Annotated in this window: 13 protein-coding genes and 1 tRNA gene; 4 read left to right on the top strand and 10 right to left on the bottom strand. The window is 64.2% G+C overall.

All coding sequences use genetic code 11. From position 1 onward, the window contains the following. The first annotated feature begins 113 nt into the window (after window positions 1-113). Genes ACLIIZ_RS19010 through ACLIIZ_RS19000 form a run of 3 tightly spaced genes read left to right on the top strand, consistent with a single transcriptional unit; the run spans window position 114 to window position 4,897 of the window. Window positions 114-707, top strand: coding sequence for a BUD32 family EKC/KEOPS complex subunit (locus ACLIIZ_RS19010; RefSeq protein WP_416694808.1), 594 nt, complete (start codon window positions 114-116; stop codon window positions 705-707). 8 nt (window positions 708-715) lie between these two features. Then, a complete protein-coding gene (locus ACLIIZ_RS19005) occupies window positions 716-2,896 on the top strand; it encodes a lipopolysaccharide kinase InaA family protein (RefSeq protein ID WP_416694806.1) in 2,181 nt (726 codons plus the stop codon). 3 nt (window positions 2,897-2,899) lie between these two features. Further along, entirely contained in the window at window positions 2,900-4,897 is a 1,998-nt protein-coding gene (locus tag ACLIIZ_RS19000) for an acyltransferase family protein (protein ID WP_416694803.1), read from the top strand. Here ACLIIZ_RS19000 and ACLIIZ_RS18995 read toward each other — a convergent pair. The 10 genes from ACLIIZ_RS18995 to rpsU all read right to left on the bottom strand — a co-directional run bounded on the left by ACLIIZ_RS18995 (window position 4,875) and on the right by rpsU (window position 14,647). Next, window positions 4,875-5,675, bottom strand: coding sequence for a polysaccharide pyruvyl transferase family protein (locus tag ACLIIZ_RS18995; protein ID WP_416694801.1), 801 nt, complete (start codon window positions 5,673-5,675; stop codon window positions 4,875-4,877). The two genes, ACLIIZ_RS19000 and ACLIIZ_RS18995, sit on opposite strands and share 23 nt — an antisense overlap. Continuing rightward, complete coding sequence (locus ACLIIZ_RS18990) at window positions 5,672-6,589, bottom strand: glycosyltransferase family 2 protein (protein WP_416694798.1); 918 nt, start codon at window positions 6,587-6,589, stop codon at window positions 5,672-5,674. The genes ACLIIZ_RS18995 and ACLIIZ_RS18990 overlap by 4 nt, the downstream gene beginning before the upstream one ends. Further along, a complete protein-coding gene (locus tag ACLIIZ_RS18985) occupies window positions 6,586-8,346 on the bottom strand; it encodes a carbamoyltransferase family protein (RefSeq protein WP_416694796.1) in 1,761 nt (586 codons plus the stop codon). Before ACLIIZ_RS18985 ends, ACLIIZ_RS18990 begins: the two co-directional genes overlap by 4 nt. An 81-nt stretch (window positions 8,347-8,427) precedes the next feature. After that, window positions 8,428-9,090 (bottom strand): lipopolysaccharide kinase InaA family protein, encoded by a 663-nt coding sequence (locus ACLIIZ_RS18980; RefSeq protein WP_416694794.1) that lies wholly within the window; start codon window positions 9,088-9,090, stop codon window positions 8,428-8,430. Window positions 9,091-9,107: 17 nt separating this feature from the next. Continuing rightward, a complete protein-coding gene (locus tag ACLIIZ_RS18975; protein WP_416694792.1) occupies window positions 9,108-9,995 on the bottom strand; it encodes a lysophospholipid acyltransferase family protein in 888 nt (295 codons plus the stop codon). A 58-nt stretch (window positions 9,996-10,053) separates the two neighbouring features. Next, window positions 10,054-10,130: transfer RNA gene (locus ACLIIZ_RS18970), tRNA-Ile, on the bottom strand. 7 nt (window positions 10,131-10,137) lie between these two features. Beyond that, window positions 10,138-12,114: an RNA polymerase sigma factor RpoD gene (gene rpoD / locus ACLIIZ_RS18965; protein ID WP_416694790.1), complete on the bottom strand. Its 1,977-nt coding sequence runs from the start codon at window positions 12,112-12,114 to the stop codon at window positions 10,138-10,140. 46 nt (window positions 12,115-12,160) lie between these two features. After that, complete coding sequence (gene dnaG, locus ACLIIZ_RS18960; RefSeq protein WP_416694788.1) at window positions 12,161-13,894, bottom strand: DNA primase; 1,734 nt, start codon at window positions 13,892-13,894, stop codon at window positions 12,161-12,163. Window positions 13,895-13,904: 10 nt separating this feature from the next. Beyond that, window positions 13,905-14,351 carry a GatB/YqeY domain-containing protein gene (locus ACLIIZ_RS18955; RefSeq protein WP_416694786.1) on the bottom strand — a complete coding sequence of 149 codons (447 nt, stop codon included), beginning with the start codon at window positions 14,349-14,351 and terminating at the stop codon, window positions 13,905-13,907. Window positions 14,352-14,434: 83 nt separating this feature from the next. Further along, complete coding sequence (rpsU, locus tag ACLIIZ_RS18950) at window positions 14,435-14,647, bottom strand: 30S ribosomal protein S21 (protein ID WP_374324075.1); 213 nt, start codon at window positions 14,645-14,647, stop codon at window positions 14,435-14,437. Window positions 14,648-14,785: 138 nt separating this feature from the next. Here rpsU and tsaD point away from each other — a divergent pair, with 138 nt between their 5' ends. Further along, complete coding sequence (tsaD, locus tag ACLIIZ_RS18945; protein WP_416694784.1) at window positions 14,786-15,808, top strand: tRNA (adenosine(37)-N6)-threonylcarbamoyltransferase complex transferase subunit TsaD; 1,023 nt, start codon at window positions 14,786-14,788, stop codon at window positions 15,806-15,808. Window positions 15,809-15,987 lie beyond the last annotated feature (179 nt).

Raw genomic sequence — 15,987 nt, 5'->3', positions numbered from 1 at the left:
TTGGGGAGGGCGACACGTTCGGTCGCAGTTGGGCGCGAGTGTACCACGCGGCAGATGACGAACCTGTTGCGCCATCGATGCTAAAATCGCCCGATTTTTCCGGGTAATTGGCATTGAAAACGCTGACGCAGCAGGAATATCAGGCGATGAGCGAAGGCGCACGCGTACTTGAGGCCGATCCGCACGGCGCCAAGGTGCTGCTCCTGGCCGACGGGACGATCCTCAAGCTGTTCCGGCGCAAGCGCCTGGTCACCTCGGCAATGATCTTCCCCTATGCAACGCGCTTTGCCAGCAATGCCCGCAAGCTGGCCGCGCTCGGCGTGCCAGTGCCGGAGGTGATCGACGTCCTGCGTATTCCCGAACTTGGCCGCGACGCCGTGCACTATCGTCCGCTGCCCGGTGTCACCCTGCGCCAGCTTGCCGGTGAGGCCTTGCCGGAAGAGCGCAAGCGTCGCCTGCGCGAAGCATTCAACCAACTGGTGGTGCTGCTGCACGACAACGGGGTCTATTTCCGTTCGCTGCACATCGGCAACGTCATCGTTACGCCGGACGACCGGCTCGGACTGATCGATTTCTCCGACATGCGCATCTATCCGTGGGCGCTCGGCAGCTACCTGCGTCGGCGCAACATCCAGCGCCTGTACAAGGTGGCGACGGAGATCGAATGGATCGACCTGCCGTTCATTCTCGGCAAGGGACGGCGATGAGTGCGGCCATGTTGCGGCCTTTCCTGGCCTATCTGCTGCGCGGCCGTCTCGCTTTCCCGGGCGGGCACCGGCCGCCGGCCGGGCACACCGTCCCGGCACGATTCGCCGGCATCGGCGTTGCCGCTTCGCCCGACCCGGCGGTTGACGACTGGATCATCGCCACCCTGCGCGGGGCCGGCATCGTCAACGTCCGACTCGACTTCACCTACGGCGATGCCGACGGACCGGCCGGGCGCCTGCTCGGTCGCCTGCTCGACGCCGGTTTCCATGTCGTCCTCCACCTGCTGCAGCCGACCGATGCCGCGCGGGCGATGCCCGATGCCGCCGCCGGCGCAGCCTGGCGAGAGTTCGTCGGTGCCACGCTGGATGCTTTCGGTGAGCGGGTGGCGATGATCGAAGCCTGTTCGACGATCAACCGCCGACGCTGGGCCGGCTATACGCCGGACGGTTTTTTCGCCGCCTGGGACATCGCCTGGCAGGAAATCCGGCAGCGCGGCCTGCTGCTCGCCGGGCCGAGCATCACCGACTTCGAACCACCGTGGAGTGTCGGCATCCTGGCCGGCTTGCAGGCCCGCGGCCGCCTGCCCGACATCCATACCGACAACCTGTTCGCCGAGCGGGCGACCGAGCCGGAGCGCGACGACCCGAAGGTCCTCGGTCCCCGGCTGGCCGGCCTGCTGCGCATGAACCTGGTCAAGAAGGCACGCCTGCTGCAGCGCATCGGCGCCGACTTCGGCGTACTCCGGCTGTTCTCACCGGCCGCCTTCTGGACCCTGCCAAGGATCGGCCGCCAGCTGCCGGCAACCGAGCAGAAACAGGCCGATTACCTGACCCGCTACCTGGTCCTCGCCGCCGCCTCGGGGGCGCTCGAGGGGGCATGGTGGGGGCCGCTGATCTGCCACCGCGAGGGACTGGTGGACGACGGCGCGGCGCAGTATCCGGCGCTCGAGCGGATCACCCACTACGCTGCGGTCGACGGGGCGCTGGCCGACTTCCGCCCGCGTCCGGCGCTGGCCGCCCTGGCCGCGTTCAACGCCCGCATTCCGGGGCAGCGCTATCTCGGCTGCCTGGCCGGCGGCGATGGCCTCGAGGTTCATGCCTTTGCCACTGCCGACGGCGGCCTGACCCATGTCGCGTGGACCATCAATGGCCGGGCGGCGGCGCTGGTCGACGTTTACGATGTGGCGACGCTGGCCGCCGCCTGTTTTCTCGACCGCGACGGCGCGGCGCTCGCGGAAGCGCCGACGCTGCTGACCGAGATGCCGGTCTATATCGACTGGCCGACAGCGATGCCGGTTACTCTCAAGCCGGGGGCGGGGTTACTGCCGGATGTGGCGATCGACGTTCATGGCGGCAAGGCGCTACATTTCTTCCGGGCCGACGGCTGGCAGGGCATCGTCGCAGCCGAGACGCCAGCGGCGGCCCGAGCACTGCTTGCCGCGTTGCCGCCCGCCTCACTGCAGGTGCAGCGGGCGGCAGTGCTGCGTCACGCCCGCAACGCGATCTGGTCGCTTCCCGACCCGCGCGATCCGGCGGTTCGCCTGGTCGTCAAGCAGCCGGTGAAGATGCATCTGCACAAACAATGGCTCGATCGTTTCAAGCCGTCGAAGGCGTTGCGCAGCTGGAGCGGCACCTGCGAACTGCAGCGCCGTGGTATCGGCGTTGCGCAGCCGGTCGCCTGGTTCGAGAAGATCGGCGACACGACGCTGAAGCAGAATTTCTACGTTTGCGAATATGTCGAGGCCGAGTTCTCCGTGCGCCAGATGCTTTCCGCGCTGGCGGCGGGAGAGACGACTTACGCCGGTCTGCCGGCCGCCAGCTGTTATCGCCAGTTGTGTGCTTTCCTGTTGCGTTTGCACGGGAGTGGGATGTTTTTCCGCGACCTTTCGGGCGGCAACATTCTGGTCAAGAAGCAGGCCGATGGCGATCTGGTTTTCGCCTTGATCGATACCGGGCGCATCCGTGTTTTCTCGCAAGCTTTGCCACTGAGGTTGCGCCTGGCCGACCTCGTCAGGGTCTGCAACAAGTTGCACTGGGCTGGCCGGGAACAACTGCTGGGCGGCTATTTTTCAGCAATCGGCGAGAAGTTTTCCTGGCGACACCGCCTGGCTTTCATGAAGTATGACCTGAAGGTTGTTGCCAAAAGGCGGATTGGACGAAAAGCCTTCGGGCGGCTTTTCGGTAAGTGATTGATGAGCGATCAAAATGTGGCGCAGGGGCTCGCAGCAAATAGCGAGCATCGGAAGGAAATCGATGGCCTGAGGGCAATCGCGGTACTTTCCGTGGTTTTCTGCCACGCCGGGTTTGCGGTTTTTGCCGGCGGTTTTGTCGGCGTTGATGTCTTTTTCGTCATCAGCGGCTACCTCATCACTTCCATCATCCTGCGCGAACTCGACGCCGGTACGTTCTCCTTGCGGCGTTTCTACGAGCGTCGGGCGCGCCGTATTCTGCCGGCACTTTTCCTGATGCTTGCGGTATGCCTGCCGCTGGCTTGGTGGTGGCTGTGGCCGGCTGATTTCCGGGATTTTGCGAAGAGCCTGGTTTATGTCGTGCTGTTTGCATCGAACATCCATTTTTTCAAGGAAATCGGTTATTTCGCGCCGGACGTCGAGTTGCGGCCCTTGCTTCATACCTGGAGCCTAGGTGTCGAAGAGCAGTACTACATCCTTTTTCCGCTCATCCTCATGTTTGTCTGGCGAGTGCGTCGCCATTGGCTGGCGGGAGGGGTGGTCGTCCTGCTGATGCTCAGTCTGCTGGGGGCGCAGTTAGGGTTGGCACGTTTGCCCGAAGCGAGCTTCTACCTGCTGCCGGCCAGAGCCTGGGAACTGATACTCGGCGCTGTTTACGCGCTTCTGGTCGCGCAACGTCACCCCGTGGCTCAGGTGCCGCAACCTTGGCGCAACCCTCTGAGTTTGGCCGGGCTGGGAATGATTCTGTGCGCGGTTTTCCTGTATTCGCCGGCCACGCCATTTCCGGGGCTGAGTGCCCTGATGCCGACGCTCGGCGCACTGCTGGTGATTGCTGCCGCTACGCCAGAAACTCTGGCGGGAAAGCTGCTCGCCTGGCGCCCGGTGCAATGGGTCGGTTTGTGTAGCTACAGCATCTATTTATGGCATCAGCCCGTGTTCGCCTTTGCCCGGTATCGTCTGGACGAGCCGGGTATGCCATTGATGGCGGCGTTGATTGCGCTGACGCTGATGTTGGGGTATCTGAGCTGGCGTTATGTCGAAGGGCCGTTTCGCCGGCCGTGCTGGCAGGGCCGGCGCCTTGCCGCTTTCGCGCTTGTCGGCATGGCGGCTTTTATCGTTTTTGGCATGACAGGAAAACACCGCGCCGATATCTTCAAACGGTTTGCGCCCGCCTATGAGGTGCAGATTGGCGTTGAACGACAGTTGAGCCGCAACTACGGGCTGGATAAGGCATGTGATGAGCTGAGGGGGAACCCGCAATGTCAGACGGCCGACAATCCGGAAGTCCTCCTGTGGGGGGATTCCTATGCCATGCATCTGGCCGACGGGATTATTGCGTCGCAGCCGGATGTCGGTCTGGTGCAGCGTACGGAAAGTGGTTGCGCACCGTTGTTGGGGATCGCTCCGGTGCGAGGTGGCAACCTCAGTGCTGCCGAGGCATGTTTGCGTTTCAACGAGGATGTCCTGGCCGAACTGAAGCGCATGCCCAGCATCCGTTATGTGGTCCTGGCATCGCCTTTTGCGCAGTATCTCAAGTCCGAAAATTCGCTTCTGGTCGAGGATGGGCGCTTGCTGCCAGTAGATTCCGGCCTGGTATTGAAAGCGTTGCAGGAAACGCTGCGGCGGCTAGAGGAGATGCAGGTTTCGACGGTCGTGGTTAGTCCGCCGCCAGCGAACGGGGGTGATCTCGGGAAATGCCTTGCCCGGTCGGTATTGCTTGAGCGCAGCCTTGCGCACTGCGATTTTGCGCAAAGCGAAATGAGTCTCGAGCGCCTCGCGGTTTACCGGTTGCTTGCGGCCTTGCCGTCTGGAACTCGTGTTGTCTGGCTACACGAACTCATGTGTCAGGGTGGGCACTGTGCCAGTCATGACGGCAATACTTTCCTCTATCTCGATGAAGGTCACCTGTCGCGCGATGGCTCCGTCTTGCTCGGGAAAAAATACGACTTTTACCGGCTGTTTACCGGGGGCAAGGCGCTTACAGATCGGGAAAAGCCCTGATCAGATCGCTGCACACCCGGTCCACATCGCGCGTTTCGTAATCGGCCACGAGTTCGGCTGGATCTGTTATTCCCTGGATAGATTCGGCATTGAGCCAAGCGGGTTCTTTCATCCCGAAGGCCGAATAATAGTCAGCGAATTTCTCAGAAGATTTGATTCTTCCGGAAATGACGATACGGCGGTTGGGGATGCCCAATGCGTCGCTGACAATCAGGCCGTGCATGCTCGACGATACGATGAAGTGGCAGCGCATGACGTCCGCCAGGATGTCGTCGATCGGAGAAAAAACGTTGATCAGGCGGCTGCCGGGGATAGACAGCAACTGCGCCACGGCTGCGCTGTCGTGGTCGACGAAATGCGGGATGATTCCCAACGAATAGCGTTTTTCCGGCCGCGGGCGGGCCGACCAGTAATCGCGGACCAGCAGCCCGGGATCGCCCAGAACCGGTGGCGTTGACGGGGCGGGCTGGATGCGCTCGCGGGTGAAGCTGCCGCGTACTGCGTGATAGAAATGGCGCCCGGAAAAGCGTTCCTCGGCATCGCCGGCGCCGCTGCCCCAAATGTGCAGGCGGCGTGGCAGGAAGAAACGGCGGGCCTTGCGTTCCCGTTTGAGGATGGTGCCAATGGCGAAAAGGTCGGCTTGCTCGACCGGCGCAAATACGACTGGCCGGCGTGCCACCAACTCGACCATGAGCGGTGAGAGATAGTCGCCGAAGTTCTGCAGTGCCGGGTTTTCGGCGCCGTCTCCGCGCCACCAGTAGAGTTTGATCGGTTTCATCGGGAATCGGCGGGGCGCAGCAGTAGGCGTACGAACTTGCTTAGATAGGACCAGCGCAGTGCCTGGCGCCAGTCGCGGCGGAATGCTTCGCGGTAACGTTCGGCGGCCTGCTGGTGATGTCCGCCCAGATAAAGGGTACGGAAGGTCGAAAGCAGGCGCTGCGCTTCGTAGGAGGTGCGAAGCGGCTGGCAGGGTTCGGGGAGCCTTTCAAAAACCAGGCGGGCGATGTGTTCCGGAGCTGTCCGGCGAGACAGGGTCGCGTCATGGCGCAAGCTGTCCGAATGTTTGACAATGCGGACCAGGGCTTGGGGCAGGAGCGTTGTGCGGGAATGGGCGACCATGTAGGCGAAAACCGGCAAATCTTCCGATTGCCGCAAGTCTTCCGGATAGGGGCGTTGTTCGACGAAGCTGCGTCGGAACAGGCTGGCGCCATGGACAACCGAAATCGATTTTTTCAGCAAGTAATTCCGGATGCGTTGCTCTGGTGTACCGCTGACGGGCGTCGGGGGAGAATTCTTTTCCCGCCCTTTGTCATCAATTGTCAGGTGAGCGCCCAGAACCATGTCCGTTTCCGGGTGGCTGTCGAGCGCATCCTGTAAGGCGGACAGGGTGCCGGGCAAAAGCTGGTCGTCGGCGTCGAGAAAGAGCAGGAATTCGCCACGTGCCAGACGCATGCCGTGGTTGCGTGCGGCAGCGGGCCCCGCGTTGCTCTGGCGGGCGCAGTGCACAGCCAGCCCTTCGGGAAAGTGGAGCCTGGCGAGGACGGTGGCTGTTTCGTCGGTGGAACCGTCATCGACGACGATAAGCTCGCTCCTGTGGTCGAGTTGGCTGACTACCGACTGGATCGCTTGCTGGACCGGCCCGGCGTAGTTGTAGGTCGGAATGACAACAGTGATTCTCGGCTGGGGGGTCATTGTCCGGCGGAGCGACAGGGTTTGACCACCAGCACGTCCTGCATGATCAGGTACTGCAGGTCCGACCCGAAGAACATGTTCAGCGCATCGGTCGGCGAGCAGATCATCGGTTCGCCGCGCCGGTTGAGCGAGGTGTTGAGCACGACGCCGTTGCCGGTCAGCTTTTCCATCGCCTTCATCAGGTCGTAGTAGCGCGGGTTGTAGTCGCGCTTGAGGACCTGGGCGCGCGAGCTGCCGTCTTCGTGGACGACTTCCGGCACGCGCGTCTTCCATTCCTCGGCGACTTCGAAGGTGAAGGTCATGAACGGTGCCGGGTGGTCGCTGCCCAGCATCTGCGGGCCGACCGTGTCGAGCATGCTCGGGCAGAAGGGGCGCCAGCGTTCGCGGAACTTGATCTGCTCGTTGATCCGGTCGGCGACGCCGGGCGCGCTCGGGCAGCCGAGGATGGAGCGCCCGCCCAATGCGCGCGGGCCGAATTCCATGCGCCCCTGGAACCAGGCGACCGGGTTGCCGTCGGCGAGAATCTGCGCGATGCGCTCGGGCACGGCGGTGTCGCCGTCGGCGATGACTTCGAATTGCGGCTTGGCCGGGTGGCGGGCGCAGGCGGCGATGACGTCTTCGTTGCTGAATTGCGGGCCGAGGTAGACGTGCTCCATCTTCTCGACCGGTACGCCGCGCTCGACCGAGACGTAGGCGGCGGCACCGATGGCGGTACCGGCATCGCCGGAAGCCGGCTGGACGAAGAGTTCCTTCAGTTCCGGGCGGGCGATGATCTTCTGGTTGAGCTTGACGTTGAGCGCGCCGCCGCCGGCAAAGGCGAGGCGGCCGGTTTCCTTGAGGATGTCGCCGAGGTAGTAGTCCATCATCTGCAGCGACAAATCCTCGAACAGCTTCTGCATGCTCGCCGCGTAGTGGATGTACGGGTCGTCGGCGATGTCGCCGTGGCGCATCGGGCCGAGCCACTCAATCAGCTTGGGCGAGAAGTAGTAGCCCTTGCCCTTTTCCTTGTAGCGGCGGAAGCCGATCACGTTGGCGTAGTCGGTGTTGATGATCAGCTCGCCGTTCTCGAACTTGGCCAGGCGCGAGAAATCGTATTTCGTCGGGTCGCCGTAGGGCGCCATGCCCATCACCTTGTATTCGCCGTCGAGCATCTCGAAGCCGAGGTATTCGGTGATCGCGCCGTACAGGCCGCCGAGTGAGTCGGGGTCGTAGAACTCCTTGATCTTGCGAATCTTGCCGTTCTCGCCGACGCCGAAGAAGGTGGTCGCGTATTCGCCCTTGCCGTCGATGCCGAGGATCGCTGTTTTCTCCTGGAAGCCGGAGCAGTGATAGGCGGAGGAGGCGTGCGTCAGGTGGTGCTCGACCGGGATGATCTCGGTCTTCGCGAGGTCGAAACCGAGCTGCGCCAGGCACCATTCGATCCGCTTCTTGTAGCGCTTGAAGCGGCGGTTGCCGGTGAGCAGCGCGTCGAGCGAGCGGTCGGGGGCGTACCAGTAGCGTTTGGCGTAGTGCCAGCGCGCCTTGTCGGCCAGGCTGATCGGCGCGAAGGGAATGGCCACGGCGGTGACGTCCTTCGGCTTGATGCCGGCGAAATCCAGGCAGAAGCGGGCGGCTTCGTAGGGCATGCGGTTCTTGGCATGCTTGTCGCGGACAAAGCGTTCTTCTTCGGCGGCTGCGACGAGCTTGCCGTCGATGTAGAGGGCGGCGGAAGGATCGTGGGTGAGGGCGCCGGAAAGGCCGAGGATGGTCAGTGCCAAAGTGGGTGTCTCTTCTTGAAAAAACCTGCCGGAACAAGGGGCTGCCGGCGGAAAGCTCGCAGTATACCCGGTCGCCGCGGCTTAGGTGCCGAGCGCCGCGCCGTGCGCGGCGAGCAGCGCGGCCCAGTCGTCGGCGTCCCAGAGTTTCTGATGGCGGCGCAACTGATCGAGATCGTGCCGGGCGGCGCGCCAGGCGAGGTAGGGGCGGCGCAACTTTTCGAGGTCGATCAGGGCAATCTCCGGTTTGCCGTCCCGCCAGCGGACCATCACGTGTTTGTCGTAGAGGCAGCTGTGCTGCAGGTGGGCGCGGTGCATGCGGCCGATGGTGTGGCCGACGGCGGTCGCCAGTTGGCGCTTCTCGGCGGCGCTAAGTTCGCCGACGTCGGCGATGGCGCGAAAGCCCGCCAGCTCGCGGGTGACCAGCAGGCCGAGATGGCCTTCGCCGGTTTTCCGGCTACCGTGGAAAACGGGTTCCGGAACGGTGATGCCGAGCTGCTGCAGGCGCTTGATGTTGGCGAATTCGCGGTTTGTGGTCGGGATGCCGAAGGGGTGGCGCAGGCTGCGGCAGAGGTGGTTGCTCTGCTTCTTGATGAAGTACAGCGTGTCGCCGTAACGACAGGTGACCATGCCGCTCCAGCCGGCGCGGCGGACGTTGGGTTCCTCGAACCAGTCGCCGGGGGCGTTCCACCAGCCGTCGAAGTCGTCGGGAGGCGTGTTAGCGGCAGGGGGGCGGGTATCGGGCATGGGCTGTCCAGTGCGGGTCAATAAGGGCGGGCTTCGCCTTCCGGGCGAGTCTTGAAGCGACGGTGCACCCAATAGTACTGGCTGGGCATGGTACGTACGGCGCTTTCGATCCAGGCGTTCATGCGCGCGGCGTCGGCCACCGGATCGGGGCCGGGAAAGTCGGGCCAGGCATCGCCGATGGTCGTTTCGTAGCCGGCGCTGCCCGGCAGGATGCGGGTGACGCAGGGCAGGACGACGGCGCCGGCCGCTTTCGCCAGGCGTGGCAGGCCGGTGATGGTGGCGGTCGAGATGCCGAAGAAGGGAACAAAAACCGCGTCGCGCCGGCGTGGGTTGAGGTCGGGCAGGTAGTAGAACGGCCGGCCGGCCTTCATCGCCTTGACCGTCGCCCGCACGCCGTCTTCGCGTGAGAGCAGCAGCTGGTTGCCGAAACGGCTGCGGCCGGCGAGCAGGACCTGGTTGAACACCGGGTTGGTCTGCGTCGAGTAGATGCTGACGATGTCGAAACGCATGGTGATCGCCACACCGCCGGCGTCGAGGCCGAGGAAATGCGGGGCGAGCAGGATCACCGGGCGGCCGGCGGCGAGTTCGGCGTGGATTTTTTCCTCGCCGCGGACGCGGACCAGGCGCTCGATACGGACGCGGCTACCCCACCACAGGATGCCGCGCTCGAGCATGCTGCGACCGAGCAGGGCAAAGTGTTCGCGCACGAGTTGGCGTCGCTCGGCGGCCGCCAGCTCTGGGAAACAGAGGTCGATGTTGATATCGGCGACCCGCCGCCGGCGGCGGCCGAAGCGGTAGAGCACACCGCCCAGCGCGCGCCCGAGCGGGGCGAGCAGGGGCAGGGGCAGCAGGTGCAGCAGCCAGAGCAGTGCGACGGCGAGCAGGCTGGGCAGTCGGGTCAGCATGGCGGAAGCGGTGGCCGAAGTTCGGGAAAGCCTCCCGGCGGCTGCCGGGAGGGGAGTTTGGTGGGACCGCAGGGGCTCGAACCCTGGACCAAAGGATTATGAGTCCTCTGCTCTAACCGACTGAGCTACAGTCCCGTGAAACTTAGTTGCCGGTCGGGTCGAGGAAGCTGCGCAGCTTGTCGGAACGGCTCGGGTGGCGCAGCTTGCGCAGCGCCTTGGCTTCGATCTGACGGATGCGCTCGCGGGTGACGTCGAACTGCTTGCCGACTTCTTCCAGCGTGTGGTCGGTGTTCATCTCGATACCGAAGCGCATGCGCAGGACCTTGGCTTCACGCGTCGTCAGGCTGTCCAGGATGTCCTTGGTGACGCCACGCAGGCTGGAGAACATCGCCGCGTCGGCCGGGGCCAGCGTCGTCTGATCCTCGATGAAATCGCCGAGGTGCGAGTCGTCGTCGTCGCCGATCGGGGTTTCCATGGAGATCGGCTCCTTGGAAATCTTCATGATCTTGCGGATCTTGTCTTCCGGCATGTCCATCTTCTTGGCCAGCGTCGCCGGATCGGGCTCGGCGCCGGTTTCCTGCAGAATCTGGCGGGAGATGCGGTTCATCTTGTTGATCGTTTCGATCATGTGCACCGGGATGCGGATGGTGCGCGCCTGGTCGGCGATCGAGCGGGTGATCGCCTGGCGGATCCACCAGGTGGCGTAGGTCGAGAACTTGTAGCCGCGGCGGTATTCGAACTTGTCCACCGCCTTCATCAGGCCGATGTTGCCTTCCTGGATCAGGTCGAGGAACTGCAGGCCGCGGTTGGTGTACTTCTTGGCGATCGAGATCACCAGGCGCAGGTTGGCTTCGGTCATTTCGCGCTTGGCGCGGCGGGCCTTGGCTTCACCGGTGGACATCTGCTTGTTGATGTCCTTCAGTTCCTTGAGCGAGATGCCGATGCGTTCCTGCAGGGCGAGCAGCTTCTTCTGCTCTTCCTGGATGTCCGGCGCGCTGCGGGTCAGGATGGCGACGTAGGTCTTCGGTGCGGCGGCGATTTCCGCCTCGACCCAGTCGAGGTTGGTTTCGTTGCCCGGGAAGGACTGGATGAAATGCGGACGCGGCATGCGCACGCGGTCGACGCAGATTTGCTGAATCTTGCGCTCGCAGCCGCGTACTTCGTCGACCATGCCGCGCACGCTGTCGCACAGGCGTTCGATGCTGCGCGAGGTGAAGCGGATGTTCATCAGCTCGTCGGAGAGTTGCTGCAGCAGCTTGACGTAGGCCTTGTCCTGAGAACCCTTGCTGGCCAGCGTCTTCTGCATCTTGGCGTGGATCGCGCGGATTTCCTTGAAGCGCTCGCAGGCCTCCGTTTTCAACTGCAGCAGCGAGGCCGAGGCGGCGCCACCGCCCTCGTCGCCGTCTTCGTCTTCTTCGGCGTCAGTGTCGTCGTCGCTGTCGATCGCAGCAGCTTCGGCGGCCGGGGCTTCCTCGACCGCGTTGGGGTCGATCAGGCCGTCGATCAGTTCGTCGATGCGCATTTCATCGGCTTCGACCTTGGTCGCCATGTCGAGGATGTCGGCGATCGTCGTCGGGCAGGCGGAGATCGCCTGGATCATGTGCTTGAGGCCTTCCTCGATGCGCTTGGCGATCTCGATTTCGCCTTCGCGGGTGAGGAGTTCGACCGAACCCATCTCGCGCATGTACATGCGTACCGGGTCGGTGGTGCGGCCGAATTCGGAATCGACGGTGGACAGCGCCTGTTCGGCCTGCGCCTCGACTTCCTCGTCGTCGGTGGCCGAGGCGGCAGTGTCCGACATCAGCAGGTCTTCGGCAGCCGGGGCTTCGTCGAAGACCTGGATGCTCATTTCGCTGAAGGTGGAGATGATCGCTTCGATCGACTCGGCGTCGACCACGTCGTCCGGCAGGTGATCGTTGATTTCGGCGTAAGTCAGGTAGCCGCGTTCCTTGCCCAGCTTGATCAGCGCCTTCAGCCGCATCTTGCGGGCTTCGGCGTCGAGCGGTTGCGGGGTTTCCGTCAGCGCGCCTTCGAGCAGCGCCTTTTCGGCAGCCTTGTCCTTGGCCTTGCTGCTGCGAGCCTTGGGAGCATCCTTAGCGGTGTCTTTTGCCTTAGCCATGAAAACGATCCGTTAGATTGGAGAAAACCGTAAATTTTACCACAACTTAGATACGTTTTCCCCGGGTGGTGAGAAACTGGATGTACGCCTGCTTTTCCGTCGCCGACAGGCCGGCGACGCCGCATTGCTGCGCTTTCGACTGCAACTGCGCGAAGTCGCGCATTTCCGCGGCATCGCGCAGCTTTTCCAGGGCGGCGCGAAATTCCGCCTCGGCCTCGCCGTCGTCGCCGTCGAACGGCAGTTCGAGGGCTTCCGATGCCGCCGTCTCGATCATCTGTTCTTCGGGCTGGCCGCGCAGGCGCTCGCGCAGGGCGGCGTAGCTTTGTCCGTCGCCGCCGCTGGAAAGTTCGTGCAATTTCAGCAGCGCCGGCTTTTCCGGGGTGTCGGGCAGCAGTTCGATCGGCAATTGGGCGGCAAGTTGCGGCTGGTGCAGGACGATGCGCAGCAGCGCGCGACTCAGCGACGGCGCGCTGCGCTTGGCGCGGGCCGGTGCCGGCGGCGCGTAGGACTTGAGTTCGCACAGGCGCTCGACCTCCTGCTGGGCGAAGCCGCTGGCCTCGGCCAGGCGTTTGACCAGTTGCAGGCGGAGCAGCGGCGTCGGCAGCTTGAGCAGCAGCGGCTTGGCTTCGTAGATCAGCCGCGCCTTGCCCTCGGCGTTGGTCAGGTCGCAGCGCTGCGCCAGTTCGCGCAGCAGGAAATCGGAAAGCGGCATCGCCTGGGCGACCAGGCGCTCGAATTCGGCCTGGCCGCGTTCGCGGACGAAGCTATCGGGGTCGTGCTCGGGCGGCAGGAAGACGAAGCCGATCCGCTTGTTGTCGGCCAGCGCCTCCAGTGCGTTTTCCAGCGCCCGCCAGGCGGCCTTGCGGCCGGCGGCGTCGCCGTCGAAGGCGAAGACGATGCGGTCGACCTGGCGCAGCAGTTTCTGCACGTGGGTCGGCGTCGTCGCCGTGCCCAGCGTCGCCACCGCGTTGCCGATGCCGTGCTGGGACAGCGCGATGACGTCCATGTAGCCTTCGGTGACGATCGCTGTATCGGTGGCGCGCATGGCCTGGCGCGCCTGCGGTAGGCCGAACAGTTCGCGGCCTTTTTCGAACAGCGGCGTCTCCGGCGAGTTCAGGTATTTTGGCTCACCCTGGTCGATGACGCGGCCGCCGAAGGCGATGATGTCGCCCTTGGGGTTGATGATGGGGATCATCAGGCGGTCGCGGAAGCGGTCGTAGCGGCGGCCGGAGTCGTTGTCGATGACCAGGCCGGCCTGCTTCAGCGCGTCGCTGTCGTAATCGGCGAATACTGCCTGCAGGTTCTGCCAGCCGTCCGGGGCGTATCCGATGCCGAAGCGGGCGGCTGTCTCGCCGGTCAGGCCGCGCCGCTTGCAGTAGTCGATGGCGCGCGGCGACTGGCGCAGTTGTTCCTTGTACCAGGCGGCGGCGCGGCCCATGACCTCGATCAGGTTGCGGGTGTTGCCGCCGCTGTGCGGGGTGTGGCTGCCGTCGTCGGGGACGGTCATGCCGGCGCGTGTGGCCAGTTCGCGCACAGCGTCGACGAAGCCCATGCCCTGGTATTCCATGACGAAACCGATGGCGGTGCCGTGGGCGCCGCAGCCGAAGCAGTGGTAGAACTGCTTGCTCGGACTGACCGTGAACGACGGTGTCTTTTCGTTGTGGAAGGGGCAGCAGGCGGCGTAATTGGCGCCCGCCTTCTTCAGCGGTACGTAGCTGTCGACCAGGTCGACGATGTCGACCCGGGCCAGCAGATCCTGGATGAAGTCTTCCGGGATCATGGTCTGCGCATCAGTCGGCGAGGGCGGCCTTGACCAGTCGGGAGACTTCCGCCATGTCGGCCTTGCCGGCCAGGCGCGGCTTCAGTACGGCCATCAGCTTGCCCATGTCGGCCGGGCCGGCGGCGCCGGTTTCGGCGACGGCGGCGGCAACCGCCGCGGCAACTTCGGCGCTGCCCATCTTTTCCGGCAGGTAGGCGCCGAGGATGGCGATCTCCGCCTGTTCGGCATCGGCCAGATCCTGGCGGCCGGCGGCCTGGTACTGGGCGACGCTGTCCTTGCGCTGCTTGACCAGTTTCTCGATGGCGGCGACGGTGGCGTTGTCGTCGAGTTCACAGCGCTCGTCGACTTCCTTCTGCTTGATCGCCGCCAGCAGCAGGCGGATTGCGGCGAGGCGAGCGGTTTCCTTGGCCTTCATGGCCGTCTTCATGTCTTCGGTGATGCGTGCTTTGAGGGTCATCGTCGTTGCTGTGGCGGAAAAAGGACAAAGCCGCCGGCTTTTGAGGGCGGGCGGCTTGGTGTTTGCAGCGAAGGCGTACTCGATCAGTACATCTTCGGCGGCAGGGTCAGGCTGCGGAGACGCTTGTTCTGACGCTTGACAGCGGCGGCGGCCTTGCGCTTGCGTTCGGCCGTGGGCTTCTCGTAGAACTCACGGGCGCGCAGCTCGGTCAGGAGACCCGTCTTTTCGACCGTGCGCTTGAAGCGGCGAATCGCCACCTCGAACGGCTCGTTTTCCTTGACACGAATGCTCGGCATAAAAATCACCCCCTTCCGTCAGGCGCCCGCCAGGTCAAGTAATCGGCGGTGCGCGCAAATTTGTATCCGCGGATTGCGGAAAGCTCGAGATTCTATGCCAGATATCCCAGCCTGATCAAGTGTTAAAATGCGCCTCCCATGCTGATCCTCGGTGTTGAATCCTCCTGCGACGAAACCGGCATCGCGCTCTACGACAGCGCGGCCGGCCTCGTCGCCCACGCCCTCCACTCGCAGGTGGCGATGCATGCCGAATACGGTGGCGTCGTTCCCGAGCTGGCTTCGCGCGACCACATCCGGCGCGTCGTGCCGTTGTTGCGCTCGGTGCTGGCGCAGTCGGGCAAGGCGCTGGCCGATGTCGATGCCGTCGCCTACACCCGCGGCCCCGGCCTCTCCGGCGCGCTGCTCGTCGGCTGCGCCTTCGCCGAAGCGCTGGCGCTGGCGCTCGACAAGCCGACGCTGCCGGTGCATCACCTCGAAGGCCATCTGCTGTCGCCGCTGCTGTCCGCCGATCCGCCGACCTTTCCCTTCGTCGCCCTGCTCGTTTCCGGCGGCCACACCCAGTTGATGCGGGTGAGCGCCGTCGGCGACTACGAACTCCTGGGCGAAACCCTCGACGATGCCGCCGGCGAAGCCTTCGACAAGAGCGCCAAGCTGCTCGGCCTGCCCTATCCGGGCGGCGCGCTGCTCTCGAAGCTGGCCGAAGCGGGCACCCCTGGCCGCTTTTCGCTGCCGCGACCGATGCTGCATTCGGGCGATCTCAATTTCAGCTTTTCCGGATTGAAGACGGCGGTCCTGACGCTGGTCCGCGAGCACGGCGACAGCGCCGATGAGAATTTCCGTGCCGATGCCGCCTGTGCCTTCCAGGAAGCGATCGTTGAGGTGCTGCTCAAGAAATCGCTGCTCGCCCTCAAGCAGACCGGCCTGCAGCGCCTGGTCGTCGCCGGCGGTGTCGGCGCCAACCGGCAGTTGCGGGCGAGTCTGGACGCGGCGGCGAAGCGCAAGCGTTTCCGGGTCCATTACCCGGAGCTCGAATTCTGTACCGACAACGGCGCCATGATCGCCCTCGCCGGCTGCCTGCGCCTGCAGGCCGGCGCCGTTGCCAAGCCGGCCGGCAGCTTCGCGGTGCAGCCGCGCTGGCCGTTGAGCGACTTGCAGCGCTGAGTTTCAGCGCTGCGCCAGCAGCGCGCCGATCTTCCGGCGGGCGCCGCTGCCTTAGGGAAACGCTGAACAATTCACCGAGCCCTGGAGAATGAAGCAGGTGAAGGTGATTTGACCGGGAAGTGGGCTGATTTTTGTGGTCCGGTACGGGGATTCTCGTGGCATTTTGTTCATTTTCCGTT

Source organism: Azonexus caeni (assembly GCF_048146105.1).
GTDB lineage: Bacteria > Pseudomonadota > Gammaproteobacteria > Burkholderiales > Rhodocyclaceae > Azonexus > Azonexus aromaticus_B.
The sequence above is the reverse complement of the archived record's forward strand: the minus strand, read 5'-3'. Positions and strand labels throughout refer to the sequence as shown.

Bases quoted from the DNA above. Each gene is read 5' to 3' on its own strand.
- ACLIIZ_RS19005 (WP_416694806.1), top strand. From the start codon at position 716: ATGTTGCGGCCTTTCCTGGCCTATCTGCTGCGCGGCCGTCTCGCTTTC.
- ACLIIZ_RS19000 (WP_416694803.1), top strand. From the start codon at position 2,900: ATGAGCGATCAAAATGTGGCGCAGGGGCTCGCAGCAAATAGCGAGCAT.
- ACLIIZ_RS18995 (WP_416694801.1), bottom strand. From the start codon at position 5,675: ATGAAACCGATCAAACTCTACTGGTGGCGCGGAGACGGCGCCGAAAAC.
- ACLIIZ_RS18990 (WP_416694798.1), bottom strand. From the start codon at position 6,589: ATGACCCCCCAGCCGAGAATCACTGTTGTCATTCCGACCTACAACTAC.
- ACLIIZ_RS18980 (WP_416694794.1), bottom strand. From the start codon at position 9,090: ATGCCCGATACCCGCCCCCCTGCCGCTAACACGCCTCCCGACGACTTC.
- ACLIIZ_RS18975 (WP_416694792.1), bottom strand. From the start codon at position 9,995: ATGCTGACCCGACTGCCCAGCCTGCTCGCCGTCGCACTGCTCTGGCTG.
- rpoD (WP_416694790.1), bottom strand. From the start codon at position 12,114: ATGGCTAAGGCAAAAGACACCGCTAAGGATGCTCCCAAGGCTCGCAGC.
- dnaG (WP_416694788.1), bottom strand. From the start codon at position 13,894: ATGATCCCGGAAGACTTCATCCAGGATCTGCTGGCCCGGGTCGACATC.
- ACLIIZ_RS18955 (WP_416694786.1), bottom strand. From the start codon at position 14,351: ATGACCCTCAAAGCACGCATCACCGAAGACATGAAGACGGCCATGAAG.
- rpsU (WP_374324075.1), bottom strand. From the start codon at position 14,647: ATGCCGAGCATTCGTGTCAAGGAAAACGAGCCGTTCGAGGTGGCGATT.
- tsaD (WP_416694784.1), top strand. From the start codon at position 14,786: ATGCTGATCCTCGGTGTTGAATCCTCCTGCGACGAAACCGGCATCGCG.